General features: G+C 71.6%; 19 protein-coding genes and 1 tRNA gene. 5 read left to right on the top strand and 15 right to left on the bottom strand.

Annotation, left to right across the window (positions count from 1 at the left end):
- Nucleotides 1-227 precede the first annotated feature (227 nt).
- The 4 genes from parE to LPC08_RS03640 form a co-directional block, all read right to left on the bottom strand.
- Nucleotides 228-2,201: a DNA topoisomerase IV subunit B gene (parE, locus tag LPC08_RS03655; protein WP_230451387.1), complete on the bottom strand. Its 1,974-nt coding sequence runs from the start codon at nucleotides 2,199-2,201 to the stop codon at nucleotides 228-230.
- Nucleotides 2,202-2,299: 98 nt separating this feature from the next.
- On the bottom strand, nucleotides 2,300-2,830 hold the full coding sequence (dps, locus tag LPC08_RS03650) for a DNA starvation/stationary phase protection protein Dps (protein ID WP_230451386.1): 531 nt from the start codon (nucleotides 2,828-2,830) through the stop codon (nucleotides 2,300-2,302).
- Nucleotides 2,831-2,946: 116 nt separating this feature from the next.
- The gene (locus tag LPC08_RS03645) at nucleotides 2,947-4,539 is read right to left on the bottom strand and encodes an MFS transporter (RefSeq protein WP_230451385.1); all 1,593 of its coding nucleotides are present in this window, start codon (nucleotides 4,537-4,539) and stop codon (nucleotides 2,947-2,949) included.
- 161 nt (nucleotides 4,540-4,700) lie between these two features.
- Nucleotides 4,701-5,363: a glutathione S-transferase family protein gene (locus LPC08_RS03640; protein WP_230451384.1), complete on the bottom strand. Its 663-nt coding sequence runs from the start codon at nucleotides 5,361-5,363 to the stop codon at nucleotides 4,701-4,703.
- A 205-nt stretch (nucleotides 5,364-5,568) separates the two neighbouring features.
- On the opposite strand from LPC08_RS03640, the gene LPC08_RS03635 reads away from it, so the two are divergent.
- The gene (locus LPC08_RS03635; protein WP_230451383.1) at nucleotides 5,569-6,789 is read left to right on the top strand and encodes a polyhydroxyalkanoate depolymerase; all 1,221 of its coding nucleotides are present in this window, start codon (nucleotides 5,569-5,571) and stop codon (nucleotides 6,787-6,789) included.
- A 63-nt stretch (nucleotides 6,790-6,852) separates the two neighbouring features.
- Here the strand turns inward: LPC08_RS03635 and LPC08_RS03630 are convergent, their stop codons facing one another.
- The 5 genes from LPC08_RS03630 to LPC08_RS03610 form a co-directional block, all read right to left on the bottom strand.
- Nucleotides 6,853-8,142 (bottom strand): NCS2 family permease, encoded by a 1,290-nt coding sequence (locus LPC08_RS03630; RefSeq protein WP_230451382.1) that lies wholly within the window; start codon nucleotides 8,140-8,142, stop codon nucleotides 6,853-6,855.
- Between the two features lie 94 nt (nucleotides 8,143-8,236).
- Nucleotides 8,237-10,816 (bottom strand): HWE histidine kinase domain-containing protein, encoded by a 2,580-nt coding sequence (locus tag LPC08_RS03625; RefSeq protein WP_230451381.1) that lies wholly within the window; start codon nucleotides 10,814-10,816, stop codon nucleotides 8,237-8,239.
- A 26-nt stretch (nucleotides 10,817-10,842) separates the two neighbouring features.
- Nucleotides 10,843-11,469, bottom strand: coding sequence for a biliverdin-producing heme oxygenase (locus LPC08_RS03620; protein WP_230451380.1), 627 nt, complete (start codon nucleotides 11,467-11,469; stop codon nucleotides 10,843-10,845).
- Nucleotides 11,470-11,617: 148 nt separating this feature from the next.
- Nucleotides 11,618-13,066 (bottom strand): type I glutamate--ammonia ligase, encoded by a 1,449-nt coding sequence (glnA, locus tag LPC08_RS03615; RefSeq protein WP_304622058.1) that lies wholly within the window; start codon nucleotides 13,064-13,066, stop codon nucleotides 11,618-11,620.
- Between the two features lie 160 nt (nucleotides 13,067-13,226).
- The gene (locus LPC08_RS03610) at nucleotides 13,227-13,565 is read right to left on the bottom strand and encodes a P-II family nitrogen regulator (RefSeq protein ID WP_230451379.1); all 339 of its coding nucleotides are present in this window, start codon (nucleotides 13,563-13,565) and stop codon (nucleotides 13,227-13,229) included.
- Between the two features lie 372 nt (nucleotides 13,566-13,937).
- Here LPC08_RS03610 and LPC08_RS03605 point away from each other — a divergent pair, with 372 nt between their 5' ends.
- From LPC08_RS03605 to LPC08_RS03595, 3 genes are all read left to right on the top strand, one after another.
- Nucleotides 13,938-15,131, top strand: a complete 1,194-nt coding sequence (locus LPC08_RS03605; protein WP_230451378.1) for an aminotransferase — start codon at nucleotides 13,938-13,940, stop codon at nucleotides 15,129-15,131.
- Between the two features lie 98 nt (nucleotides 15,132-15,229).
- Nucleotides 15,230-15,305: transfer RNA gene (locus LPC08_RS03600), tRNA-His, on the top strand.
- 201 nt (nucleotides 15,306-15,506) lie between these two features.
- Nucleotides 15,507-16,316 (top strand): aspartate dehydrogenase, encoded by an 810-nt coding sequence (locus LPC08_RS03595; RefSeq protein ID WP_230451377.1) that lies wholly within the window; start codon nucleotides 15,507-15,509, stop codon nucleotides 16,314-16,316.
- Between the two features lie 125 nt (nucleotides 16,317-16,441).
- Here LPC08_RS03595 and LPC08_RS03590 read toward each other — a convergent pair whose 3' ends face one another.
- The gene (locus LPC08_RS03590; RefSeq protein WP_230451376.1) at nucleotides 16,442-17,233 is read right to left on the bottom strand and encodes a DUF2189 domain-containing protein; all 792 of its coding nucleotides are present in this window, start codon (nucleotides 17,231-17,233) and stop codon (nucleotides 16,442-16,444) included.
- A 384-nt stretch (nucleotides 17,234-17,617) separates the two neighbouring features.
- Here LPC08_RS03590 and glgX point away from each other — a divergent pair, with 384 nt between their 5' ends.
- A complete protein-coding gene (gene glgX, locus LPC08_RS03585; RefSeq protein WP_230452971.1) occupies nucleotides 17,618-19,873 on the top strand; it encodes a glycogen debranching protein GlgX in 2,256 nt (751 codons plus the stop codon).
- Between the two features lie 50 nt (nucleotides 19,874-19,923).
- Here glgX and LPC08_RS03580 read toward each other — a convergent pair whose 3' ends face one another.
- From LPC08_RS03580 to LPC08_RS03560, 5 genes are read right to left on the bottom strand one after another with little or no spacing between them, the layout of a single operon-like run.
- Nucleotides 19,924-21,519, bottom strand: a complete 1,596-nt coding sequence (locus tag LPC08_RS03580) for a hydantoinase/oxoprolinase N-terminal domain-containing protein (protein ID WP_230451375.1) — start codon at nucleotides 21,517-21,519, stop codon at nucleotides 19,924-19,926.
- Entirely contained in the window at nucleotides 21,516-22,592 is a 1,077-nt protein-coding gene (locus tag LPC08_RS03575; RefSeq protein ID WP_230451374.1) for an S-methyl thiohydantoin desulfurase family protein, read from the bottom strand. Before LPC08_RS03575 ends, LPC08_RS03580 begins: the two co-directional genes overlap by 4 nt.
- 3 nt (nucleotides 22,593-22,595) lie before the next feature.
- Complete coding sequence (locus tag LPC08_RS03570) at nucleotides 22,596-23,279, bottom strand: AroM family protein (RefSeq protein ID WP_230451373.1); 684 nt, start codon at nucleotides 23,277-23,279, stop codon at nucleotides 22,596-22,598.
- Entirely contained in the window at nucleotides 23,272-24,339 is a 1,068-nt protein-coding gene (locus tag LPC08_RS03565; RefSeq protein WP_230451372.1) for an ABC transporter ATP-binding protein, read from the bottom strand. The genes LPC08_RS03570 and LPC08_RS03565 overlap by 8 nt, the downstream gene beginning before the upstream one ends.
- A 7-nt stretch (nucleotides 24,340-24,346) precedes the next feature.
- Nucleotides 24,347-25,375 carry an extracellular solute-binding protein gene (locus LPC08_RS03560; protein WP_230451371.1) on the bottom strand — a complete coding sequence of 343 codons (1,029 nt, stop codon included), beginning with the start codon at nucleotides 25,373-25,375 and terminating at the stop codon, nucleotides 24,347-24,349.
- Between the last annotated feature and the right edge of the window lies 1 nt (nucleotide 25,376).

Raw genomic sequence — 25,376 nt, 5'->3', positions numbered from 1 at the left:
CCAGACTCCCAGCGGGGTCCGGGGCCCGCTTGTGGCCCCGGCAGGGGAGGGTCTGGGAGGGGACGGCGTCCCCTCCCGGTCCGACGGCCCGAACACCACAGCGCGACAGGTCAGTTCATCCCGCCGTCGGGATCAGATCCTACCCGGCACCATCCCCGCGCCGAGACCGGGCGACGTGCCTCCGGCAGGCGATCCTGGCCGGGCGCCGGATCGGGCTTGGGCGGAGATCAGGCGTCCACCGCTGCCGCGTCGAGGCTGGCCGCATTCTCCTGGATGAATCGGAAGCGCAGTTCCGGGCGGCGGCCCATCAGCGCTTCCAGCAGTTCCGCCGTGCGGGCCCGCTCCTCGGGCGGCAGCACCACCTTGAGGAGGGTCCGCTTGCGCGGGTCCATGGTGGTTTCCTTCAGCGAAGCCGGGGGCATCTCGCCCAGGCCCTTGAAGCGGCTGACCTCGACCTTCTGGCTCGGCTTGAAGTGCTTCCTGCGCACCTTCTCCAGATCCGCGTCGTCGCGGGCATAGACGGAGGTGCTGCCGGACTGGAGGCGGTAGAGCGGCGGCTGCGCCAGGAAGACCCGCCCCTGGCGCACCAGCTCCGGCAGCTCCTTGTAGAAGAAGGTCATCAGCAGGGCGGCGATATGGGCGCCGTCCACATCCGCGTCCGTCATGATGACGATGCGGCCGTAGCGCAGGCGGGCGGCGTCGAAGCGGTCGCCCGCGCCGCAGCCCAGCGCCTCGATCAGGTCCTTCAGCTCCTGGTTCTGCCGCAGCTTGTCGGCGGAGGCGCTGGCGACGTTCAGGATCTTGCCGCGCAGCGGCAGCACCGCCTGGGTCTGGCGGTCGCGCGCCTGCTTGGCCGAGCCGCCGGCGGAATCGCCCTCCACCAGGAACAGCTCCGTCGCCTCGGCATTCTCCAGCGTACAGTCGGTCAGCTTGCCCGGCAGGCGCAGGCGGCGGGTGGCGGACTTGCGCGCCGTGTCCTTCAGCTCGCGCCGGCGCAGCCGGTCTTCCGCCCGCTCGATCGCCCAGGCGAGGAGGTTGTCCGCGTTGCGCGTGTCGCCGGTCAGCCAGTGGTCGAAATGGTCGCGCAGCGCCCCCTCGACCAGACGTGCGGCCTCGGGGGAGGTCAGCTTGTCCTTGGTCTGGCCCTGGAACTGCGGCTCGCGGATGAAGACGGAGAGCATCGCCGCCATGCTGCCGAACAGGTCCTCGGCGGTGATGGTGGCAGCGCGCTTCTCCTTCTTCAGCTCGCCATAGGCGCGCAGCCCCTTCACCAGCACCGCCCGCAGCCCCGCCTCGTGCGTGCCGCCCTGCGGCGTCGGGATGGTGTTGGCATAGGTGTTCAGGAAGCCGTCGCCCTGCTCCAGCCAGGTGACGGCCCATTCGGCGCGGCCCTGGCCATCGGGGAAGCTCACCTCCCCGGCCCAGGGGGCGGGAACGACGGGCGAGCGGCCCTCGATGGCGGCGGAGAGGAAGTCCGACAGCCCGCCCGGGAAGTGCAGCGTGGCCTGGGCGGGGGTGCCCTCGACGGCGAGCGACGGGTCGCAGGCCCAGCGGATCTCGACGCCGCGGTACAGATACGCCTTGGACCGGCAAAGCCGGTACAGCCGCGTAGCGGAGAAGAGCTGCCTGCCGAAGATCTCCGGGTCCGGGAGGAAGCGGATCTGCGTGCCGCGGCGGTTGTGCACGGAACCGGCGTTCTTCAGCTTCGCGACGGGCCGGCCGCGCTCATAGGCCTGGGTGAAGAGGGTGCGGTCGCGGGCGACCTCCACCTCCAGCCGCTCCGACAGGGCGTTCACCACCGACGACCCCACCCCGTGCAGCCCGCCCGAGGTGTCATAGGCCTTGCCGGAGAACTTCCCCCCCGAATGCAGGGTCGTGAAGATCACCTCCAGCGCCGACAGCTTGGGGAATTTCGGGTGCGGATCGACCGGGATGCCGCGGCCGTTGTCGCGCACGGTCAGCCAGTTGCCCGGCTCCAGCGTCACCTCGATGCGGTCGGCATGGCCCGCCACCGCCTCGTCCATCGCATTGTCGATGATCTCGGCCGCAAGGTGGTGCAGCGCGTTCTCGTCGGTGCCGCCGACATACATGCCGGGGCGGCGCCGGACGGGCTCCAGCCCCTCCAGCACCTCGATGTCGGCCGCGGAGTAGCTTTGGTTGGCGGCTGCCTTGGGGGCTCGGCCGCCGAACAAGTCGTTCATGTTGTGTTCCGGTCCCCTGGGCGGAAGCTACCCCGCCCGGGGTGGAATCGCAACCTTTGCCCACCCCGCCCCGGCGGGGCGGGGGGAGCGGCCGGGCCTCAGCGCCCGCCGGAGCCGTGGCCGTGCAGATGCGCCTCGATCATCCACAGGTTCTTGTCGATCGCCCGCGACAGCTCCGTCAGCAGGTCGGAGGTGTCGGCGTCGCCCGCATCGTCCGTCTCGTCGATGCCGTCGCGCAGCGCCTTGCCCACCTGGGCATAGCGGTCGGCCAGCTCGCGCAGGTGCTCCATGCTGTCCAGCAGGTCGGCCGGATAGGGCGCCAGGCGGGAGGAGCCGGCGACGTTCTGGCTGGTGCCGTTGGGCACGCCGCCCAGCAGCACGGCCCGCTCGGCGAGCATGTCCGTCTGCTCGTTCAGCGCGTCGTAGAACTTCTCCAGCATCTCGTGGACGCCGATGAAGTTGCTGCCCTTCAGGTTCCAGTGCGCCATGCGGGTCGCGTTGTAGAGGTCGATCGAATCGACCAGCAGCGCCTGCAGCGTGGTCAGGGAGACGTTCTTGGCGTTCTCGCCGACACTGTTGCGGGTGGACCAGCGCGTGCCGCTTGTCGCATCCGCCTTGGTCTTGGCCATCAGATCAACTTCCTTCCTGCTCTTGCCGCCGGATCAGGCGGCCCTTCCAGCCTACGGGGCACGGGTCGCACTTGCCCATCGTCCAGCCTCGGAGCGCCGCGCCACAGAGGATGGTTTCACGGCTCCACATTCAGGTAGCGGCCTGCTTCCGGGCCGCCCTGCGCGCGGTGCATGGCGGCGGCCCGGGACAGGATGGCGGCGTCGTCCGGGGTGAGCCTCTCCCCCTCGCGCAGGTGGTCCGTCCAGGATTCCATGGTCCAGACCTCCACGAAGCGCTCGGGATGGGCGATGTCCTCGGCCAGCCGCCAAGCGACGGCACCGGAGCGTTGCCGGACCCTCCGCACCTCCCGCATCACCTCCAGGAAGGCGGCACGGTCGGCCGGGTCGATCAGGTAGTGCACGGACTCCATCAGCTGGCCCGACCCCTGGTGCAGCAGCGGCGCAAGCTCCGGCGACGGCGCCTCCGGCAGCGCCGCGGCGGCGCCGTTGCCCGCGGCCGGGGCTGCCATGGCCTCCATCGGCATGCGGCGCAGCAGCCAGCCCCCCAGGGCCCCCGCGACCCCGAAGCCGGTCAGCGCCGCCGGGATGCCGATGAGCCCGCCGAGCACGCCGGACAGGGTGGCGCCGACCGCCATCGCGCCGAAGGTGGCCACCTGGAACAACCCCATCGACCGCGCCCGGACCCAGGAGGGAGAGGAGAGCTGCGCCGCCGCGCTCAGCGTGCTGGCGACCGTGATCCAGGAGGCGCCATAGGCCAGCATGGCCAGCCCCGCCGGCAGCCAGTGGGTGGAGAGGCCGAGCACGGCCAGCGCCACGCCCAGCGCCACGGAGCCCAGCACCACCATGGACGAGTTGTCGAAGCGCTGCCGCATCCGCGGCAGCAGGAATCCGCCCCCCACCGCGCCGGCGCCCATGGCGGCCAGCATCAGCCCATAGGCCTCCGGCCCCAGCCCGAGTCGCTGCCGCACCAGCAGCGGCAGCAGACCCCAGACGGCGGCCCCCGCGAAGAAGGCGACCATGGCGCGCGCGATCGTGCCCCGCAGCACCGGGCTGGCACGGACATACCGCAGCCCCGCCCGGATGGCGGAGAGGAAATGCTCGTTGGGCAGGGGGTGGTCCCGCTCCTCCCGCCGCCACAGGAACAGCGCCACCACCAGCACCAGCACGCAGAGCGCGTTCAGGGCGAAGGCCGCCTGCACCCCCGCGACGCCGATCAGCAGCCCGCCCAGCGCGGGCCCCAGCGCCCGGGCCAGGTTGAAGCCGATGCCGTTCAGCACGATGCCCTGCGCCAGGTCCTGGCGCGGCAGCAGCTCCGGCGCCACCGCGGCGAAGGCGGGGAAGTTGATGGCGGCGCCGATCGCCAGGGCGAAGGTCAGCCCCAGCAACCCCCAGGCCCCCACCAGCCCGGCGGCGGTGAGCAGGCAGAGGGTCAGCGCCACCGCCGACATCCAGAGCTGCGCGCCGATCAGGAAGCGCCGCCGGTCCACGATGTCGGCCAGCGCCCCGGCCGGCAGGGCCAGCAGGAAGACCGGCAGCAGGCTGGCCGCCTGGACCAGCGAGACCATCAGCGGCCGCCCGTCCAGGGAGGTCATCAGCCAACCCGCCCCGGTGTTCTGCACCCAGCCGCCCAGGTTGCTGACCAGGGTCGCGCACCAGAGCAGGCGGAACGCCGGATGACGCAGCGGAACGAAGGCGGCGGGAAGTGGCATGGGACTCCCGGTATCGTCGGCTAGGCCGGGAGGCGCCGGGCCACGCGGCCCGTGCCATGGCGCCGTGCCCCAACCGGGCACGCGCACCCCTCCCTGCACCGACCGTCATGCCAGCTACGCCCGCTCCTGGCCACACTCTGCCGGAGGCGGGGCGGCCCGCCTCAGAAGTCGGAGGCGAGCTCGAGCTCGCTGATGGTCTCCGGCTCGCGCCGGGCCTCCTCGACCCAGCGCATCAGGTCCGGCCATTCCCGGATGGCGCGGCCATAGCCCTGGACGTCGCGGTGCAGCGCCACGTCGTAGGTGACGAAGCGCATGACCACCGGGGCGTACATCGCATCGGCCACGGTCAGCCGGTCGCCGAACAGGTAGGGGCCGCCGGAACGCTCCAGGCATTCGCGCCAGATCGCGGTGATGCGGTCGATATCCGCCTGGGCCGAGGACCAGACCCGGAAGCCGGGCACCCGGGCCCGGAGGTTCTGCGGCAGGGAGGAGCGGAGGGCGGCGAAGCCCGAATGCATCTCGCCGGCGATCGAACGGCACAGGGCGCGGGCGGCCCGTTCGGCCGGGTACATCCCCGCCTCGGGCTGGAGCTCGTGCAGGTACTCGGCGATGGCCAGGGTGTCCCAGATCTCCAGCCCGTCGTGGATCAGGCAGGGCACCCGGATCGAGGAGGCCTGGAGCAGCAGTTCCGCCCGCGCGGTGGGATCGTCCGTCGAGACCACCTCCTCCACGAAGGGCAGGCCCGACAGGCGGAGCAGCAGCCAGCCCCGCAAGGACCAGGAGGAATAGTTCCGACTGCTGATGAGCAGCTTCGCCTCGGCCATCGGGCGGCTCCGTTCCGGCGTTCCCGATCCCAGTCTAGCAGGAGCCATGCCAGGGGGAACCGCTCCCTGGCAGGTTTCTGGAAACCGTCTCATCACGCGGGCTTGCCCTAACCCTTCCGGAAACCCCACGTTAGAGACGGTGATGGCATGAACGGGCCGGGGCCGGCGAGCTGTTCGCGGGGCCGTGGTGGGGAAACAGGTCTTGATGACGATCTACCAAGCCTACCAGGCGCAGCAGGACCTCGTCGGACCGTTCCAGGACTTCGCCCGCAATGCCGGCAGCTTTCTCCGGCAACTCCACGGCACCGTGCCGGACGTGTTCCAGCTTCGCCGCGTCACCGCCGCGCTGGAGATCTTCGGGGAGGCCCGGACCACCCACAAGCGCCCGCCCTTCGGCTTCGACAGCGTCGCGGTGGGCAACCGGATCGTCGCCGTCCAGGAGGAGGCCGCCCTCACCACCCCCTTCGGCACGTTGCTGCATTTCCGCAAGGATACGGACATCCCGCAGCCGAAGGTGCTGGTGGTCGCGCCCATGTCGGGACACTTCGCCACGCTGCTGCGCGGCACCGTGGCGGTCATGCTGCCCGAGCACGACGTCTACATCACCGACTGGCACAATGCCCGGGACGTTCCCGCCTCCGCGGGGCGCTTCGGCTTCGACGAATGCATCGAGCACGTGATGCGCTTCCTCGAGGCGATGGGCGACGACACCCATGTCGTCGCGGTCTGCCAGCCGGCGCCGATCGTGCTGGCGGCCACCGCCCTGATGTCCGAGGACAACAACCCCGCCACCCCGCGCAGCCTGACCCTGATGGCCGGACCGATCGACACCCGGGTCAATCCGACGCGCGTCGACCAGCTCGCCACCTCCCGCCCCATCGAATGGTTCGAGAAGAACCTGATCAGCGAGGTGCCGTGGCGCTACGCCGGGGCCGGGCGCAAGGTCTACCCGGGCGCCGTGCAGGTCGCGGCCTTCATGAGCATGAACCTGGAGCGGCACCAGCGCGCCTATGCGGAACAGTTCCGCAACCTGGTGACCGGCGACACGGGCAAGGCCGAGGCTCATCGCCGCTTCTACGATGAGTACCTGGCGGTGATGGACCTGCCGGCGGAATTCTACCTGGAGACGGTGAAGACCATCTTCCAGGACCACTCCCTGCCGGAGGGCAGGCTGACCTGGCGCAACCGCCTCGTGCGGCCGGAGGCGATCCGGCGCACCAGCCTGCTGACGGTGGAGGCGGAGCGGGACGACATCTGCTCCATCGGCCAGACCGGCGCCGCGCTCGACCTGTGCCGCGGCCTGCGCCCGACCATGAAGCGCCACCACCTGCAGACGGGCGTCGGCCATTACGGCGTGTTCAACGGCCACCGCTGGGCCAACGAGATCTACCCGCTCGTGCGCGAGGTCATCCAGACCAGCCAGTGATGCGGGGCCGCCGGGGCGGGGAGGAACCGCCCCGCGAACCGCCCCACCCCGGCGGCCGTCCCGCTACCCGGCCATGGCGAACTTCACGACGCAGAGAGCGGCGATCAGCCACACCGCACCGCCGACCTCGCCCGCCTTGCCGGCCAGGGTCTTGACCGCGGCGTAGGTGATGAAGCCCAGGCCGATTCCCGTGGCGATGGAGAAGGTCAGCGGCATGGCGATCGCGGTGACGATGGCCGGCAGGTACTCCGTCTCCTCCGCCCAGTTCAGCGATTCCAGCGACTTGGCCATCAGGCAGGCGACGTAGACCAGCGCCGGCGCGGTGGCGTAGCCGGGGATGGCGGTGGCCAGCGGCGCCAGGAACAGGGTCAGCAGGAACAGCACCGCCACGGTCAGCGCCGTCAGCCCGGTCCGGCCGCCCTGCTGGATGCCGGCCGCGCTCTCGATGTAGCTGGTGGTGGTGGAGGTGCCGAGGACGGAGCCGATGATCGCCCCGCCGCTGTCGGCCACCAGCGCCTTGCCCAGCCGGGGGATGGAGCCGTCGCGGTTCATCAGCCCCGCCCGGTGGGTGGTGCCGATCAGCGTGCCGGCATTGTCCAGCAGATCCACCAGGAAGAAGGTGAAGACGATGCCCGCGACCCCCAGCCCGATGGCGCCGGGGATGTCGAGCTGGAGGAAGGTCGGCGCCAGCGAGGGCGGCAGGGAGAAGACCCCGTTGAAGGTGGTCAGCCCGAAGGGCACGCCGGCGAAGGCGATGACCAGGATGCCCAGGATGATGGCGCCCGGCACCTTGCGCGCGACCAGCCCCGCGATCAGCAGGAAGCCGGCGCAGGAAAGGATCACCTTGGCGCTGCCCAGCTTGCCCATGGCGACCAGCGTCGCCGGGTGGTCCACCACCAGCCCCATGCCCTGGAGCCCGATGAAGCCCAGGAAGAAGCCGATGCCGGCGGCGATGCCGAGCTTGAGCGAGAGCGGGATGGAGTTGATCAGCCATTCCCGGAAGCCCGCCAGCGAGACGGCCAGGAAGATGACGCCCGAGAGGAACACCGCTCCCAGCGCCACCTGCCAGGGGATGCCCATCCCCCCCACCACGGCGAAGGCGAAGTAGGCGTTCAGCCCCATCCCCGGCGCCAATGCGATCGGGTAGTTGGCCAGCAGCCCCATCAGCGCCGAGCCGATGGCGGCCGCGATGCAGGTGGCGGCGAAGGCCGCGCCGTGGTCGATGCCGGCGGCAGCCATGATGCCGGGGTTGACCACGACGATGTAGGCCATCGTCATGAAGGTCGCGAGGCCGGCCATGATCTCCGTGCGCGGCGTCGTGCCGTGCTCGCGCAGTCGGAAGAGCGATTCCACTGTGCAGGTCCCCCATGCAAGTCACTGCCACGGTAACAGTGCGTCACAGGGGGGCAAGCAAGCCCGGGGCCGCTTGGCCCCGGCGGCGGCGGGGTCAGCCGCGGCCGGACTTCGCCATCACCCGGGCCAGGGCCTCCGCCACCTCCTCGCCGGTATAGGGCTTGCTCACCACTGCCATGGCGCGGAAGCGCTCCGGGATCACCGTGGGGGCGTCGTAGCCGGTGGTGAAGAGGAAGGGACGGCCCTGGGCCACCAGCAGGTCGGCCACCGGGTAGACGGCCTCCCCGTCCAGGTCGACATCCAGCACCGCCGCATCCGGCGCGGCGGTGACCACGAGATGGATCGCGGCCGGCAGGGTGCCGGCGGGGCCGAGCGGCACGGCGCCGTTCCGCGCCAGCGCATCGCGCACCTCCATCGCCACCAGCGCCCCATCCTCCACCACCAGCACCCGGATCCCGGCCAGCGAGGCCTGCGGTGGTTCGGGGTCGGCGGGCGCCGGCGCCGGCGCGGCACTGCCCGCCGTGTCCACCAGCTGCTGCAGCGGGATGGTGACGATGCAGCGCAGGCCGGCGGGGTCGAAGTTCAGGGTGGAACGGCCGCCCAGCTCGTAGGACAGGCCGCGCTCCACCACCGTGGAGCCGAAGCCGCGGCGCTTGGGGGGCGAGACGGGCGGCCCGCCGCTCTCCACCCAGTCCAACGCCGCCTCCTCCTCGTGCACGGTCCAGGAGACGGTGACATGCCCCCCGGGAATCGACAGCGCGCCGTACTTGGCGGCATTGGTCGCCAGCTCGTGCAGGGCCAGGCTCAGGGCGAGCGCCGCCTTGGGCCGCAGCCGCAGCTCCGGCCCGATGATCGAGGCCCGGTCGGTGTTGCTGCCGACGGTCCCGCGATAGGGGCGCAGCTCCTCCTCGACCAGCGCGCGGAGGTCCGCCCCCTCCCAGCGGCTGGTGGTCAGCAGGCTGTGGGCGACCGCCATGGCCCGGATGCGGCGGTCGAAATCGTGGACGAAGCCTTCCAGGCTGCCGGCGCCGCTGCGGGTGTGGCGCACCAGGGCCTGGATGTTGGCCAGGGTGTTCTTCACCCGGTGGTCCAGCTCCGCCATCAGCAGGTCCTGCTGCGCCCGGGCGCGGCTGCGCTCCTGCGCCACCTGGTCCAGCCGGCGCAGCACCACCTCCAGCAGGCTGACGTGCAGCGCCTGCGCCGCCTCGATCTCCCAGGGCTTCCAGGGTTCGGCGCGGTGCCGCACCTCCTCCTGCCAGGCGGCGAAGGAGCTGCGGGGGGCGATGTGCCCGGAGGGGCCGGGCTCGGTCGGCTTGTTCGGGTTGCCGGCCCAGGTGACGGTCTTCACCAGCTCCGGCCGGAACCACAGGATGAAGGCGTTCGGCGCACGGCTGATCGACATCGCGAGCACACCGCTGGCGATGTCGGCGAATTCCAGCGCCGGCGGATAGGCTTCGGGCAACCGGTCCAGGGCGGTGACGCCATCGCCCGCCCGCTCGGCCAGCCAACCGGCGAGGGCCCGCACCTGCGCCTCCTGCGGCACCACCCCGGTGCTCGCGTAGCGCCCGTCGATCAGCAGCGCGACGCCGGCCGAGGGAAGGTAGTCGAGCAGGTTGGGGCGGTAGCGGATCAGCCCCTCGGCCAGATCCTCCTCCCGCGTCATCACCTGCACCAGCTGCTCGTAGACCCGGCGCATCCGGGCGCTCTCGGCATGGGCGGCCTGCTGCTCCAGCGCCTCGAGCTGCAGCGAGACCATCTGCGCGAAGAGCTCGCAGGCGCTGCGCAGCATGGGCGGAAGGTGCCAGGGCGTCCGGTGGTGGCAGGCAATCAGCCCCCAGAGCTGCCCGCCGCGGATGATGGAGAGCGACATGGAGGCGACCACCCCCATGTTGCGCAGGTACTCCAGATGGATGGGGGACACGCTGCGCAGGGCGCAGTCGCTCATGTCCAGCGGCTGCCCGGTGCGCGGGCTGATCTGGGGCTGCAGCGGCAGGGGCGCGTAGCCGGCATCGGGAATCAGCCGCACCCAGTTGCGGACATAGAGCGCCCGTGCCTGCTTCGGGATGTCCGCGGCCGGGTAATGCAGGTCGAGATAGGCCCCGATCCCCGGATCGCGCGCCTCGGCGATGACGGCGCCGCTGTCGTCGCCGAGGAAGCGGTAGATCATCACCCGGTCGAAGCCGGTGACGCGCCGGACCTCGTCGGCCGCCTCCTGCAGGAAGTCCTGCGCCCGCGCGGCGCCCTGCAGCCGCAGCATCATGGCGCGCACCAGGGGCAGCGCCTGGGGACGATGCGAGGGGCCCAGATCGGACAGCGGCTCCAGCTCGAGCAGCAGCCCGGCCGGGTTCTCCCGCACCACCACGTCGAAGCGCCGGCCCGGGGCGAGCTCGGCCGCCTCGAAGGTCATGGGATGGGCGGCGGTGCCGGGCGCCGGCTTGACCCAGCCACCGCGCAGGCCGGCGGCCAGCCCCTCGCCCAGCAGCTCCGCCACGCTGGCGCCCGGCAGGCTCCCGGGGGCACGGCCGAGCAGGCGTTGGGTGTCGCCGGCGAACTGCAGCACGCGCAGCTCGTCCGGGTCGACCACCAGCAGGAGGCCGTGCGGCTGGATCGAGCCCGGGACATGGATCGGCTCGCGGTCGCAATTGGTCAGGTCGACCTTGCCGGCAAAGGACATGGCGGGTTGCCCGGACCCCACGCCCGTCACGGGGCGGCCATCGCCATGGACAGCGTCCGACGGTCGCAGGCCGCCGCCGCCCGCGCCGCTGCCCAGCCTTCCATCAGCTGGAAGGTCGTGGCCGCGGCCGCGGCCGCGGCCGGGATATCGGTGCAATGGGCTTCCAGGGCGGCCCGGAAGGCGCGCCACCCCTCCCCGACCGGCGGCCGGCCGAGGGCGGCGTGGAAGGAGGCGCCGTCCCCGGGAGAGACCCCCAGCGCCTCGCGGGCCCGGCGGAGGATCAGCTGGCCCCCCAGGGCGGAGCCCTCCAGGACGTAGAGGGCGCCGAAGCCGGCATCGGGCGAGGGCAGGCCGGGCAAAGCCGCGCAGCGCGGCAGGGCCTCGATCTCCGGCCGGCCGAGGCCCAGCGCCCCCAGGTCGTCCTCGATGCGCGGGGTTCGCCAGCAGGCCACCTCCGGATCGAGGCCGGCGGCGAGCCAGTCGAAGCGGCCGAGGGCGGCCTCGAGCGGGGCGATGACGCCCAGCAGGGTACCCAGCATCGCGGCGTAATCCGCCCGCGAGGCGAGGCAGCGGTCGAGGTCGAAGCGTTCCTCGAGCCGGGCATGGAGGGTTTCGGTGGCGGCCCGCAGCGCGGACAGGACGGGAGCGGGCATGGCGTTCATACGGGCGATAGCCGCCGATCCTCCGGCATGCCTCCCCGTTTGGCCAGCGGCGCGCCGTTCGCAACCGCGTGTGCCGTCGTGAAAAAGGGGAGCGCCCTGCGGCGCCCCCCTTTCCCGAAACGCGCCCGGACGGGCCGTCTCAGACGGAGTAGTACATCTCGAACTCGACCGGGTGCGGCGTGTGCTCGAAGCGGTACACGTCCTGCCACTTCAGCTCGATGTAGCTGTCGATCTGGTCCTTGCCGAACACGTCGCCGGCCAGCAGGAACTCGTGATCGGCCTCGAGCGCGCCCAGCGCCTCGCGCAGCGAGCCGCAGACCGTCGGGATGCCCTTCAGCTCCTCCGGCGGCAGGTCGTACAGGTCCTTGTCCATCGCCTCGCCCGGATGGATCTTGTTCTTGATGCCATCGAGACCGGCCATCAGCATCGCCGCGAAGGCGAGGTAGGGGTTGGCGGTCGGGTCGGGGAAGCGGACCTCCACGCGCTTGGCCTTCGGGCTGGTCGCGTAGGGGATGCGGCAGGAGGCGGAGCGGTTGCGGGCCGAGTAGGCCAGCAGCACGGGAGCCTCGAAGCCCGGGATCAGGCGCTTGTAGGAGTTGGTCGACGGGTTGGTGAAGGCGTTCAGCGCCTTGGCGTGCTTGATGATGCCGCCGATGTACCACAGGGCGTAGTCGGACAGGTCCGCATAGCCGTTGCCGGCGAAGAGCGGCTTGCCGTCCTTCCAGATCGACTGGTGCACGTGCATGCCAGAGCCGTTGTCGCCGTAGATCGGCTTGGGCATGAACGTCGCGGTCTTCCCGTAGGAATGCGCCACGTTGTGGATCACGTACTTGTAGATCTGCATGTGGTCGGCCTGGGTCACCAGCGGGCCGAACTTGGTGCCCAGCTCGTGCTGCGACTGCGCCACCTCGTGGTGGTGCTTCTCGCCTGCCACGCCCATCTCCATCATCGTGGAGAGCATCTCGGCGCGCAGGTCGACCTCGGAATCCACCGGGTTGACCGGGAAGTAGCCGCCCTTGACCAGCGGGCGGTGACCCATGTTGCCCTCGGGGTAGTCCTTCATGTTGGCCCCGGGGCCCTCGATGCTCTCCAGCTTGTAGTGGCCGAAGTTGCCGCCCGTGCCGAACTTCACGTCGTCGAACACGAAGAACTCGGCCTCGGGGCCGAAGAAGGCGGTGTCGCCGATGCCGGAGGACCGCAGATAGGCCTCGGCCTTCTTCGCCGTGCCGCGCGGGTCGCGCGAGTAGAGCTGGCCGGTCGAGGGTTCGACGATGTCGCAGAACAGGATCAGCTGCGGCTTGGCCGAGAAGGGATCCATGCAGGCGTTCAGCGTGTCCGGCATCAGGATCATGTCGGACTCGTTGATCGCCTTCCAGCCGGCGATCGACGAGCCGTCGAACATGATGCCGTCCTGGAAGACCTCAGGCTCGATGGTCGAGACATGCTGGGCGGTATGCTGCCACTTGCCCTTCGGGTCGGTGAACCGGAAGTCGACGTACTCGACGCTGTTCTCCCGGATCATGTCCATGACCCTGGAGACGCCTTCCGGCATCGCCGGCGCTGCGGGTGCTGCGGGCTTCTTCGCCATCGTGCTCTGTCCTGTTCCCCTCAAGCTGCGACCGGGGGCCGCAGATGTTTGGCCAAGGCGGGTCCCCCCCGCCCGTTACTCAGCGGGTCGCCCCGCAGGCGCCGGCCCCCGCGCGCCGGCCCCTCGGGGCCAGCCGGCGGGCTGCCGGAATCTCGCTCGCTCAGACGGCGTCGTCGCCGCGCTCGCCGGTGCGGATGCGGATCACCTCCTGCACGTCGGAGACGAAGATCTTGCCGTCGCCGATGCGACCCGTCCGGGCGGCGGCGGTGATCGCCTCGATCGCGCGCTCGGCCAGGTCGTCGGGGCAGATCACCTCGATCTTCACCTTCGGCAGGAAGTCCACGACGTACTCCGCGCCACGGTACAGCTCCGTATGGCCCTTCTGGCGGCCGAAGCCCTTCGCCTCCACCACGGTCAGCCCCTGCAGGCCGATCTCGTGCAGCGCGTCCTTCACCTCGTCGAGCTTGAAGGGCTTGATGATGGCCTCGATCTTCTTCATCGGCTCCGTGTCTTCTTGCCCCGCGCCGCGGGCGGCACGGCAGGTCGCTTCCTCGGACCCGCCGGGCTGCGCCGGCCTCGGCCCGCGGGCCGGCAGCCGGTGGGCCGCGCCGCATGACCCGCCAGAGCGGTGTTGCACGGCCCGTGCCGGGCCGGCAATGCCGGGCGGGCGGGGTTTTCGTCACTTCGGCAACAGCCTTCCGCCACCGTCCGGGGCAGGCTGCCCGTTTTGGGGGCAGCCCCGCCGGAAGCGCGGTTGTTGCGGGGGGCGGGGCGGCCCATTATCCGCAACCTCGCCCCGCCGGGGTGCCCGCCGGGACGGCCCGCGGGGCCGCCGGGGCCCTGGAACATGCGCAGGGAGGTCCTTCCCGGGATGAAGCCGCAGAACACGCTGCTGTCCAACACCGGCACCACCGTCTTCACCGTGATGTCGGCGCTGGCGGTGCAGCACGGCGCTATCAACCTGGGCCAGGGCTTCCCCGACCAGGAGGGTCCGCAGGACGTGGTCCGCGCCGCCGCCGACGCGCTGCTGGACAACCGCAACCAGTACCCGCCCCTGACCGGCGTGCCGGAGCTGCGCGAGGCCGTGGCCGCGGCCAACCGCCGCTTCTACGGGCTGGAGATCGACCCGGCGGCGGAGGTGGTCGTCACCTCCGGCGCGACCGAGGCGATCACGGCGAGCCTCATGGCCCTGCTCAACCCGGGCGACGAGGTGGTGCTGATCGAGCCGCTCTACGACACCTATCTGCCGGTGGTGCGGCTGCTGGGCGCCGTGCCGCGCCTCGTCCGCCTGACGCCGCCGAGGTGGGAGCTGCCGCGCGCCGAGCTGGCCGCCGCCTTCGGCCCGAAGACCAAGGCGATCCTGCTCAACAGCCCGATGAACCCCTCCGGCAAGGTCTTCACCGCCGCCGAGCTGGCCTTCGTCGCGGAGCTGGTGCAGCGCCACGACGCCTATGCCGTCTGCGACGAGGTATACGAGCACCTGACCTTCGACGGCTGGAAGCACATCCCGCTGATGACCCTGCCGGGCATGCGGGAGCGCTGCCTGCGAATCGGCTCGGCCGGCAAGACCTTCAGCCTGACCGGCTGGAAGGTGGGCTACGTCACCTGCGACCGCTCCATCGCCCCCAACGTCGCCAAGGCGCACCAGAACCTGACCTTCACCACCGCGCCCAACCTGCAACGGGCGGTGGCGGTCGGGCTGGCCAGGGGCGACGACTACTACGAGGGCCTCTCCGCCTCGCTGCAGGCCAAGCGCGACCGGCTGGCCGCCGGGCTGACGGGCCTCGGCTTCGGCGTGCTGCCGGCCCAGGGCTCCTACTTCATCACCGCGGACTTCCGCCCGCTGGGCTTCGCCGGGGACGACGTCGCCTTCTGCCGGCACATCACCGAGGCGGCGAAGGTCACGGCCATCCCGGTCAGCGCCTTCTACGACGGGCCGGACGCCCCGACGCACTACGCCCGCTTCGCCTTCTGCAAGCGGGAGACGGTGCTGGACGAGGCGATCGCACGGCTGGCGGCCTGGAAGCAGGCGCGCAACGCCGGCGAGGCGCGCGCGACGGGCTGAGCGCCGGGGGGGCCGGGGGCGGCGGGAGATCCCCCCGCCCTTCTCCGCCGCCGGTTGACGCGATCCCGGTCGCGGCCGTAAACCCCGCCCGCTGTGTGGCGGCCTTAGCTCAGTTGGTAGAGCGCCAGGTTGTGGTCTTGGATGTCACGGGTTCGAATCCCGTAGGTCGCCCCAGCCTCCCCTCCCGCCATCCGCCCGCCTGGTCCGTCCCCGGCGTCCGGGGGTCCGGCCGGAGGGTCCCGCGGGCCGGCCCGGACGGGCCGTCGGGCCTTCGCCCTGGCCTTGCCTCCACGACCGGGAGAGGACAGGGGGACGGTGCGGCACCTGCGCCGCCAGGGGTGCCGCCGGCACCCGGCTCGGACGAGGACTCTTCGCATGTCCCCAAGGACCGTCGCCATCGCCGGGCTGGGTGCCATCGGCCTGCCCCTGGCCCGTTCGCTGGATGCCGGGGTGGAAGGCCTGCGCCTGACGGCCGTCGCCGCGCGGAACCCCGAGCGCGCCACGGCCAAGCTGGCCGGCTTCCGCGACCCGCCCCGCGTGGTGCCCCTGGAAGCGCTGGCGGAACAGGCGGAGATCGTGGTCGAGGCGGCCCCGGCCAGCGTCTTCGAAGCCCTCGCCCGCTCCGCCATCGCGCGGGGGCGGATCTTCGTCCCGGCCTCGGTGGGGGCGCTGTTGCCCCGGATGCATCTGGTGGAGGAGGCGCGGCGCAGCGGCGCCCGGATCGTGGTGCCCACCGGCGCCCTGCTGGGGCTGGATGCCGTGCGCGCCGCGGCCGAGGGCCCGGTGGAGAGCGTCACGCTGGAAACCCGCAAGCCGCCGCGCGGGCTGGAGGGCGCGCCCTACCTGGTCGAGCACGGGATCGCCGTCACGGGCCTGACCGGGCCGTTGCGGGTCTTCGCCGGCAATGCCTTCGACGCCGCGCAGGGCTTCCCCGCGAATGTGAACGTGGCGGCCGCCCTCGCCCTGGCGGGCATCGGCCCGGAGCGGACCAGGGTCGAGATCTGGGCCGATCCCGGCGTGACCCGGAACACCCACACCATCCGCGTCGAGGCGGCCGCCGCGCGGTTGACCATGACCATCGAGAACGTGCCCAGCGAGGAGAACCCGCGCACCGGCCGGATCACCCCGCTGTCGCTGCTGGCCTGCCTGAAGGGCCTGGTCGCGCCCCTCCGCGTCGGCACCTGACATCCTCCCAGGGCAGGCGTGACGGCCGGCCACGCGGGCGGCTCGCTTCGCCAGTCCCCCGGCCCGGGGCAGGCACCGTCTGGCCCCGGGCGTCGCCGCCGTGCCTGAGCCTCCCGCCCCCCGGGTCAGGAGGCGACCATGCGCCGGTACAGGTGCCAGGTCGCATGGCCCAGCACGGGCAGGACGACCGCCAGGCCGACGAAGAGCGGGATCGAGCCCAGGACCAGCAACGCCCCGACGATGATGCCCCAGAGCAGCATGGGGCCAGGATTGGCCATGACCGCCCGCATGGAGGTCAGCACCGCCGCCCCGGCGCCGGGATTGCGGTCCAGCAGCATCGGGAAGGACACCACCGTCAGGGTGAGCACCACCAGGGCGAAGGCGGCGCCGGTCGCATTGCCGACCAGCAGGAGGTGCCAGCCCTGGGGCGACTCGAAGACATGCCGCAGGAAGCCGCCCAGGCTGGCGGGGGCGAAGCCGCCGACCGTGGCGTCGTAGATCAGCCGCGCGGTCCCCAGCCAGGCGACGAAGAGCGCCAGCAGCAGCACCGCCAGGGCCAGGATGGAGGGCATGGCCGGAGAGCGCAGCACGTCGAGGGCATTGGCCCAGGAGGTGGGCAGCCCCTGTTCGCGCCGCCGGCTCAGCTCGTAGATGCCCAGCGCCGCCACCGGCCCGAGCAGCGCGAAGCCGGACACCAGCGGCCAGAGCAGCGGCATCAGCGCGCCGCTGTAGGTCGCCCGCGCCAGGACCAGGCCCAGGATCGGATAGAGCAGGGCCAGGAAGACCAGTTGCGTCGGCGTCTCGCGGAAATCCTGCCAACCCTGCGCCAGTGCCGCCCAGACATCCCTGTTGCCGATCCGGCGGATGGCGGGCGCGGCCGGATCGGCCATGCGGTCCATGGTCCAGACGCTGGCCATAAGGTCTGCCTCCCTCCCTGCCGCCCGGGGCCGGGCGGGATGCTGCGATGCCATGGAAGGCCCGCCTGGAGGCAGCCACGTCGGCGAGAGACCACGCCACGCAGGCCGGGTCGTCCAACCTCCGGGAGGTAGGGCGGGTCCACCCTGTTGCAAGGCAGTATCGTTCCGCGTCCGCGCCGGGTGGCGCCATGGCCAGGGCGGCGTGACCCGGCGGCCACAGCGATGCCGCATCGCACAAGGATGGGCCGCCGGCCGCAACCGGCCCCCGGGGGACGGGGTTCTGGACGAACATCGCTTTCGAGGCCCCCTCCCCGCATGCCCGAGACCAAGCCGACCAACGGCCGCGCTCCCTTGGCGAGCGCGTCGATCAGCCGCGACCTGCGCATGCGGGAGGGCAATCCCTTCCCGCTCGGAGCGACCTGGGACGGGCTGGGGGTCAACTTCGCGCTGTTCTCCGCGCATGCCAGCAAGGTCGAGCTGTGCCTCTTCGACCGGAAGGGGGAGACGGAACTCGAACGCATCGAGATGCCGGAATTCACCGACGAGGTCTGGCACTGCTACCTGCCCGATGCACGGCCGGGCACGCTCTACGGCTACCGCGTCCACGGGGCCTACGACCCGGCGAACGGGCATCGCTTCAACCCGAACAAGCTGCTGCTCGACCCCTATGCCAAGGGGCTGAGCGGCGAGCTGCGCTGGGATGCGTCCCATTTCGGCTACGCCATGGAGAGCGGCGACGACCTCTCCTTCGACGAGCGCGACAGCGCGCCCTTCATGCCCAAGTGCCGCGTCGTGGACCCGGCCTTCACCTGGGGCCGCGACCGCTCGCCCAGCATCCCCTGGGGCGAGACCATCTTCTACGAGACCCATGTGAAGGGCTTCACCCAGCGCCATCCCGCCGTGCCGGAGGAGCTGCGCGGCACCTATGCCGGGCTCGGGCAGAAGGAGGTGGTGGACTACATCCGCTCGCTCGGCGTCACCTCGGTCGAGCTGCTGCCGGTGCACGCCTTCGTGCAGGACCAGCACCTGACGGACAAGGGGCTGGCCAACTACTGGGGCTACAACACCATCGGCTTCTTCGCGCCGGAGCTGCGCTACTCCGCGACAGGCTCGCTCGCCGAGTTCAAGGAGATGGTGGCGCGGCTGCACGATGCGGGGCTCGAGGTCATCCTCGACGTGGTCTACAACCACACCGCCGAGGGCAACGAGAAGGGGCCGACCCTCTCCTTCAAGGGCATCGACAACGCCAGCTACTACCGGCTGATCCCCGACAACCAGCGCTACTACATCAACGAGACGGGCACCGGGAACACGGTGAACCTCTCCCACCCGCGCGTGCTGCAGATGGTCACCGACAGCCTGCGCTACTGGGTGCAGGAGATGCACGTCGACGGCTTCCGCTTCGACCTCGCCACCATCCTGGGGCGCGAGCCCTACGGCTTCGACGAGGGCGGCGGCTTCCTCGATTCCTGCCGCCAGGACCCGGTGCTCTCCTCCGTCAAGCTGATCGCCGAGCCCTGGGACATCGGCCCCGGCGGCTACCAGGTCGGCGGCTTCCCGCCCGGCTGGGCGGAATGGAACGACAAGTTCCGCGACACGGTCCGCAGCTACTGGAAGGGCGACGAGGGCAAGCTGCCCGGCCTCGCCACGCGGCTCACCGCCTCCGGCGACGCCTTCAACAAGCGCGGGCGGCGGCCCTGGTCCTCGGTGAACTTCGTCACCGCGCACGACGGCTTCTGCCTGCACGACCTCGTCAGCTACAACGAGAAGCACAACGAGGCCAATGGCGAGGACAACCGCGACGGCCATTCCGACAACCAGTCCTGGAACTGCGGTGTCGAGGGTCCGACCGACGACCCGGAGATCCGGGCGCTGCGCGAGCGGCAGAAGCGCAACCTGCTCTCCACCCTGCTGCTCTCGCAGGGCACGCCGATGATCCTGGCCGGCGACGAGCTGGGCCGCACGCAGCAGGGCAACAACAACACCTACTGCCAGGACAACGAGCTGAACTGGATCGACTGGGAGGGCATCGACGAGGACGGCCAGTCGCTGATCGCCTTCACCCGCAAGCTGATCGCCCTGCGCAAGACCCTGCCGATCCTGCGCCGCGGCCGCTTCCTGACGGGGCGGCACAATGCCGAGCTGGACGTGAAGGACGTGGAGTGGATCTCGCCCACCGGCGAGCCGATGCAGCAGGGTCAGTGGGACGATGCCAGCGCCCGCTGCCTGGGCATGCTGCTGGACGGCCGGGCCCGGGCGACGGGGCTGCACCGGCCCTCGATGGACGCCACCGCCCTGCTGGTGCTGAACGCGCACCACGACGTGGTGAAGTTCCGGCTGCCGGAGGTGGTCGGCGGCAAGACCTGGCACTGCCTGATGGACACCAACCTGCCCGATGGGCTGGAGGCGGAGCTGTTCGGCAGCGGCGACGAGTACCTCGTCACCGGCCGCTCCGTGCTGCTGTTCGCCCTGGAGCCGGAGGATGGCGAGTCCATCGCCCTCAACCGCGCCACCCGCGCCCTGCGCCGGCTGACGGAGGTTCCGGCCCCCGTGCCCGTGGCCAGTGTCGAGGAGGCGCCCGCCCCCGACACCCCTCCCGAGGCCCCGGCGGCCGCCGAGCCCCCCTCCCCGGCCGGCTGACGCCCGGCCCCCGCCCCGGCAGCGGAGCGCGGGGGCCGGTCAGGCGGCCGTCACGCGGCGATGTCGCCCACCACCCGCGCCCGCACCCGCAGCGCGCCGCCGGGCATGTAGGCGAGCGGCAGGTCCTCGATATCCACCAGCGACAGGCTGGCCTCGGCGCCGCCCGCCTCCACCGCGCGGGAACGGGCGAGGCGTTCGGCCTCGGCCATCGCCTCGGTGCGGGAGAGGCCCTGGAAGACCTGGTCCACCTCGCCCGAGACCTGGGCGATGGCGGCGCCGACCGCATTGGCGACGTGCCCGTTCTCCGGCCGCAGCACGGCGGAGCAGCCGGCGAGCCGGTCCGGCACCAGGAAGGCGCCGCCGCCGACCGCGAGCAGCGGGACGTCCGCGGCCTCGGTCTTCATCCGGTCCACCGCATCCTCCAGCATCCGCGCCGCCCGGGCGAAGACCGCCTCGACCTGGGCGGCGGAGAGGTCGGCCACGCGGGCGGCGTCGCCCAGCGCCAGCCGCCCGCCCGCCACCGCGACATCCGTGGTGGTGAGGGTGGCGCCGCCGAAGACCCGCGCCTCGGAGAGCAGGCGGAAGCCGACGCTGCGCGGCCCGATGGAGAGCGGATCGAGGGAGACGTGCGAGCCGCCGCCCAGCCCGATGGAGAGCAGGTCGGGCATGCGGAACAGGGTGCGGACGCCCCCGACCTCGACGACGGAATTGGCCTCGCGCGGGAAGCCGGCGCGCAGCGCGCCCACGTCGCTGGTGGTGCCGCCGACATCGACGACCAGCGCGTCCTTCAGCCCCGTCAGGAAGGCGGCGCCGCGCATGGAGTTGGTCGGGCCGGAGGCGAAGGACAGGACGGGGAAGCGCTCCGCCATGGCCGCGCGGATCACCGTGCCGTCGTTCTGGGTGACGTAGAGCGGGGCGTCGATCCCCGCATCGCGCAGCGCCGCCTCGAAGGCGCGGATGGTGTGGCGCGCGAGCGGGGTGAGGGAGGCGTTCATCAGCGCCACGTTCTCGCGCGCCAGCAGGCCGATGCGGCCGAGCTGGTGCGAGAGGGTGATGCTGGCCTCCGGATGCTCCTGCCGCACGATCGCCTCGGCCCGCACCTCCATCGAGGGATCGAGCGGCGAGAAGATGCCGCTGATGGCAATGCAGGACAGGCCGGCCTCGCGGATCGCGCGCGCGGCCCGGGCGACGCCGCGCTCGTCCAGCGGCATGATCGGCCGGCCGTCATAGTCGTAGCCGCCCTCGACCATGTGCACCGCGCCCTCCACCAGCGGCGCCAGGTCGGCGGGCCAGTCGCAGAAGGGCGGCAGGGAGGCGGCGGCGGGCATGCCCAGCCGGATCGCGCCCACCTTCTCCAGATCCCGCCGCTGCACCACGGCGTTCACGAAATGCGTGGTGCCGATCATCACCGCCTGCACCGCCGTGGTACCGGCGGCGGCCGTCGGCTGTTGTCCGGGGGTGACGGCCGAGGCCGTCGGTTGTTGTCCGGAGGTGACGGCCGAGGCCGTCACCTCCCGCAGCGCCTGGCGCACGCCGGAGAGCACGTCCGCCGTGGTGGGCGTCTTGACCGCGGCGGCGATGCGATCGCCGTCCAGCAGCACGGCATCCGTGTTGGTGCCGCCGACATCGATGCCGATACGTCTCATGACGGGAACACCGAGGTGAAGTCGAGGTCGTAGCCGAAGGCGCGCGGGCCCACGAACTCCAGCCCCCGGGGGGTGAGGAAGACCGGCGGCGCCGGCAGGGCGATGACGGTGACGCGCTGGCCGTAGCGGATGGTCTCCGTGCCGATCGCCTCGCCCGAGGCGGTGTCGAGCACGCAGATCAGGTCCGGCGTCATCACCCGCGGCACGCCATCCTGCCAGCCCACCGCCCATTCGTTCTGGAAGGCCAGCTCGAAGCGGCTGTCGCGGTCCTCGTCCAGCCCCTCCACCTGCAAGGTCCCGCGCAGGAAGCCCTCGGTGGTGCGGCGGGCGACGTCCTTCACCTTGCCGCGGAACAGCTTCACGCCCTTCTGCTGGCGCAGCACCGCCTCGATCGGGTCGCTGTGCTCGCGCTGCGCCCGGCGCACGGCGTTGCCGAGGTCGATGGCCTGGGTGGTGGTGTGCAGGATGCCCCAGCGCTTCACCTCCGCCCCCGTGCGCGGCGCCTTGCAGTTGGCGACGGTGGAGCCCAGCTCGACGCACATCTTGCGCGCCATGCGCTCCATCCACTTCCAGGACGGGACCTTGGCGACGATGCCCTCGATGCCGCGCGGATCGACCATGGCGAGCGGCCAGGGGCGCAGGTCGCCCACCGCGAAGCTGGTCATCTGCGCCTCCGGGTAGGCGCGGCCCATGGCATCGGCGTCCAGCACGGGGATACCCAGCTCGGTCGCGGCCATCAGCGGCTTGACGCCGTTGTTGCCGCCGATCTCGATGCTCATCACCGCGCGGAAGCGGATGCCCGCATACTCCTCCATCAGCCGGATGGCGCGGGCGATGCTCTCATTGTCCGGCAGCCGCTCCTGGCTCACCAGCGGCGCGCCCATGCCGGAGATGACGGCGACCCAGTCGTCGTCGGCCAGCTCCTCCGGCTGCATCAGCGAGACGCGCTTCCCCGCCGCATAGGCCCGGCGCACGTTCAGCAGGGCGTGATAGGGAGAGCCGCCGCCGCCCGTCCCCAGCACCCAGGCGCCGACGGACAGCGCCTCCACATCCTCCAGGCTCAGCTCCCGCATGGATCAGGCCGGCAGCAGGCAGGCGGCGGCACGGGCCGCGACCTCGATGGAGACCAGCACGGGGCAGCCGACGATCGGCCCCAGGATCGCCTTGTCGGCGGCGGTGTAGGACATGCAGTCCAGCACCAGCAGGTCGGGCTTGTGCGCCGCCATGGCGCGGCCGGCGGCCTCGATTGTGGCCTCGTCGGAGAGCGGCTGCAGCGGCATCGCCACCACCTCCAGCCCCGGGCGGGCACGCTTGGCGGTCAGGCTCTCCACCTGCTCCGGCACGGGCACGAGGAGGCCGAGCCGGCCCTTCGGCAGCAGCGCCGCCGTCAGCCCCTCCAGCACCGCGGAGGGCTGGACCAGGTCGGCGCGCTCCGGCAGGCCCTTGAAGGCGCCGGTGCAGTTGAGCAGCGTCGGGCCGGGCACGCCCAGCTTGCCCACCAGCTTCTCCGTCACCACCGCCTTGGAGATCTTCGTCGTCTCGCCCGAGGGCAGCACGGTGAAGAGCGTGTCCGCATCGGAACGCGGCGCGGCGTCGCGCGCGATCTCCTCGCGCGTCATGCCGTCCAGCGCGCCCTCGACGGCAATGCGCATCCCCGGCACGGCGAGGGCGAACTGCTCCTCGATCTCCGGGCGCGGCGACTGGCCGATCACCAGCACGCGCAGCGTCGCGGTCGTGTTCGTCGTCGGAGCATCAAGCATCGGCCAGCACCACCGGGTCTTCGGGCAGCCAGGCCAGGCTGACCTGGCCGCCGGGTTGCAGGAAGGGCGCCTCGGTGTGCCGGGGCGCGCGGGCGAGCATTGGGGTGCCGCCCGGAAGGGCCAGCTTGAGCAGCACGGAATCGCCGAGGAAGTTGGCCTCCTCCACCGCCGCGTCCACCAGCCCCTGGCCGGGCGCATCCAGCCGCACCCGCTCGGGGCGCAGGGCGACGGCGGTGCGGCCGGCCGGGGGAACGGGAAGCGGCAGGTGCCAGCCCCCGGGCATGGCCAGCCCGGCGCCAGAAGCCTCGCCCTCCAGGATGTTCGTGTCGCCGATGAAGTCGGCCACGAAGCGGGTGACGGGACGGTCGTAGATCTCGCCCGGCGGGCCGAGCTGCGCGACCCGGCCGGCATGCATCACCGCCATCCGGTCGGACATGGTCAGCGCCTCCTCCTGGTCGTGGGTGACGTAGACCATGGTGAGGCCGAGGCGGCGATGGAGCTGCTTCAGCTCGAACTGCATCTCGCGGCGCAGCTTCTTGTCCAGCGCGCCCAGCGGCTCGTCGCAGAGCAGCACGGTGGGGCGGATGACGATGGCCCGCGCCAGCGCGACGCGCTGCTGCTGCCCGCCGGAGAGCTGCGACGGGCGCCGCTCCCCGAAGCCGGTCAGGCGGACCAGGGCCAGGGCCTCGGCGACGCGGGAGGCGATCTCCGCCTTCGGCAGGCCGCGCATCCGCAGCCCGAAGGCGACGTTCTCCGCGATGGTCCGGTGCGGGAAGAGGGCGTAGTTCTGGAACACCATCCCCATGTCGCGCCGCTCCGGCGGCAGGGGGGTGATGTCCTCCGATCCCAGCAGGATGCGGCCCGCATCCGGCAGCTCGAACCCCGCGATCATGCGCAGCGTGGTGGTCTTGCCGCAGCCGGAGGGGCCGAGGAGGGAGAAGAACTCCCCCTCCTCGATCCGCATGCTCACCCCGTCCACAGCGGGCGCGCCGGTGCCGAAGCCCTTGCGCAGCCCATCCAGCGCGAGGGGACGCGGCCCCTCGCGGCCCGTTCCGCTCATGTCCGGATCAGCCCCGGAAGATGCGGTTCACGCGGTCGTCGATCCGGTCCTTGTTCTCGTTGTACCAGCGCCAGGGGAGCTGGATCAGCGTGGCGACCTCGGCCGGCGTGGTCAGCAGCTTGCCGCGGTACTTCGCGTCCAGGTCGATGTCCTTGCGGACGGGGCTGTACCACACCTTCTCCGCCATCAGCTTCTGGACCTCGAGGCTGAGCATGTGGTTGATCCAGGCGTTCGCCAGCTCGGTCTTCTGCGTGCCCTTGGTGGTGGAGAGCACCTGCTCCAGCGCCATCACCCCCTCGGTCGGCGCGGTGAACTCGGCCGGGACCTTGTCCTGGTTGCGGTAGACGGCCGTGTCGTGGAGGACGCAGATGTCGATCTCGCCGGCCAGGATCGCGTTCTCCGCCCCGCCCGTGAAGTCGAACAGTCGCACCGGGCGCAGCCGCTCCATCGCCTTGAAGGAGGCGTCGAGGTCCTGGTAGCCCTTGCCGAAGACCCGGCCCGCCATCATGAACAGCGACTGGCCCAGCGAGTTCGCCGGGATGACGTAGCTGGCGCGCTTGCCGGCGAATTCCGGCTTCCAGAAATCGGCCCAGCCCACCGGCGGGGCCTGGATGCGGTCCTTGCGCCAGGCGATGCCGATGGCGGAGGTGAAGATCGCGACGCCCACCATGTGGTCGGAGGTGGCGTAGGCGTGGATGTTCGCGGCGTTGGGGATCTTCGACAGGTCCGGCCGGCGCTCCACCAGCCCCTGCTCGAAGACCGACCACTGCTCGTTGGTGTTGGTGTGCAGCACGTCGTAGATCGGGCGGCCGCGCGGACTGGCCAGCAGCTTCGGCACGAAGGGGAAGGCGGTGTCCACCTCGACCGTGCAGTTGTGCGCCTTCTCGAAGGCGGGGATCACGTTGGCGCGCATGGTCTCGCCCCAGAGCCCGCCCCAGCCGGTGATGCGCAGCGTGTTGGCGGCCTGCGCGCCCACCAGGGCAGGCATGGCCAGGGTGCCGGCGGCGGCCCCCAGGAAGACGCGACGGTTCAGCATC

Origin of the sequence: Roseomonas sp. OT10 (assembly GCF_020991085.1) — a bacterium.
Classification (GTDB): Bacteria; Pseudomonadota; Alphaproteobacteria; order Acetobacterales; family Acetobacteraceae; genus Roseomonas; species Roseomonas cutis.
This window is presented reverse-complemented; position numbering and strand designations above follow the sequence as displayed.

Bases quoted from the DNA above. Each gene is read 5' to 3' on its own strand.
- LPC08_RS03580 (WP_230451375.1), bottom strand. From the start codon at position 21,519: ATGAGACGTATCGGCATCGATGTCGGCGGCACCAACACGGATGCCGTG.
- LPC08_RS03570 (WP_230451373.1), bottom strand. From the start codon at position 23,279: ATGCTTGATGCTCCGACGACGAACACGACCGCGACGCTGCGCGTGCTG.
- dps (WP_230451386.1), bottom strand. From the start codon at position 2,830: ATGGCCAAGACCAAGGCGGATGCGACAAGCGGCACGCGCTGGTCCACC.
- LPC08_RS03625 (WP_230451381.1), bottom strand. From the start codon at position 10,816: ATGTCCTTTGCCGGCAAGGTCGACCTGACCAATTGCGACCGCGAGCCG.
- LPC08_RS03640 (WP_230451384.1), bottom strand. From the start codon at position 5,363: ATGGCCGAGGCGAAGCTGCTCATCAGCAGTCGGAACTATTCCTCCTGG.
- LPC08_RS03595 (WP_230451377.1), top strand. From the start codon at position 15,507: ATGTCCCCAAGGACCGTCGCCATCGCCGGGCTGGGTGCCATCGGCCTG.
- LPC08_RS03565 (WP_230451372.1), bottom strand. From the start codon at position 24,339: ATGAGCGGAACGGGCCGCGAGGGGCCGCGTCCCCTCGCGCTGGATGGG.
- glnA (WP_304622058.1), bottom strand. From the start codon at position 13,066: ATGGCGAAGAAGCCCGCAGCACCCGCAGCGCCGGCGATGCCGGAAGGC.
- parE (WP_230451387.1), bottom strand. From the start codon at position 2,201: ATGAACGACTTGTTCGGCGGCCGAGCCCCCAAGGCAGCCGCCAACCAA.
- LPC08_RS03645 (WP_230451385.1), bottom strand. From the start codon at position 4,539: ATGCCACTTCCCGCCGCCTTCGTTCCGCTGCGTCATCCGGCGTTCCGC.
- LPC08_RS03575 (WP_230451374.1), bottom strand. From the start codon at position 22,592: ATGCGGGAGCTGAGCCTGGAGGATGTGGAGGCGCTGTCCGTCGGCGCC.
- LPC08_RS03590 (WP_230451376.1), bottom strand. From the start codon at position 17,233: ATGGCCAGCGTCTGGACCATGGACCGCATGGCCGATCCGGCCGCGCCC.
- LPC08_RS03620 (WP_230451380.1), bottom strand. From the start codon at position 11,469: ATGCCCGCTCCCGTCCTGTCCGCGCTGCGGGCCGCCACCGAAACCCTC.
- LPC08_RS03605 (WP_230451378.1), top strand. From the start codon at position 13,938: ATGAAGCCGCAGAACACGCTGCTGTCCAACACCGGCACCACCGTCTTC.
- LPC08_RS03560 (WP_230451371.1), bottom strand. From the start codon at position 25,375: ATGCTGAACCGTCGCGTCTTCCTGGGGGCCGCCGCCGGCACCCTGGCC.
- LPC08_RS03635 (WP_230451383.1), top strand. From the start codon at position 5,569: ATGACGATCTACCAAGCCTACCAGGCGCAGCAGGACCTCGTCGGACCG.
- glgX (WP_230452971.1), top strand. From the start codon at position 17,618: ATGCGGGAGGGCAATCCCTTCCCGCTCGGAGCGACCTGGGACGGGCTG.
- LPC08_RS03610 (WP_230451379.1), bottom strand. From the start codon at position 13,565: ATGAAGAAGATCGAGGCCATCATCAAGCCCTTCAAGCTCGACGAGGTG.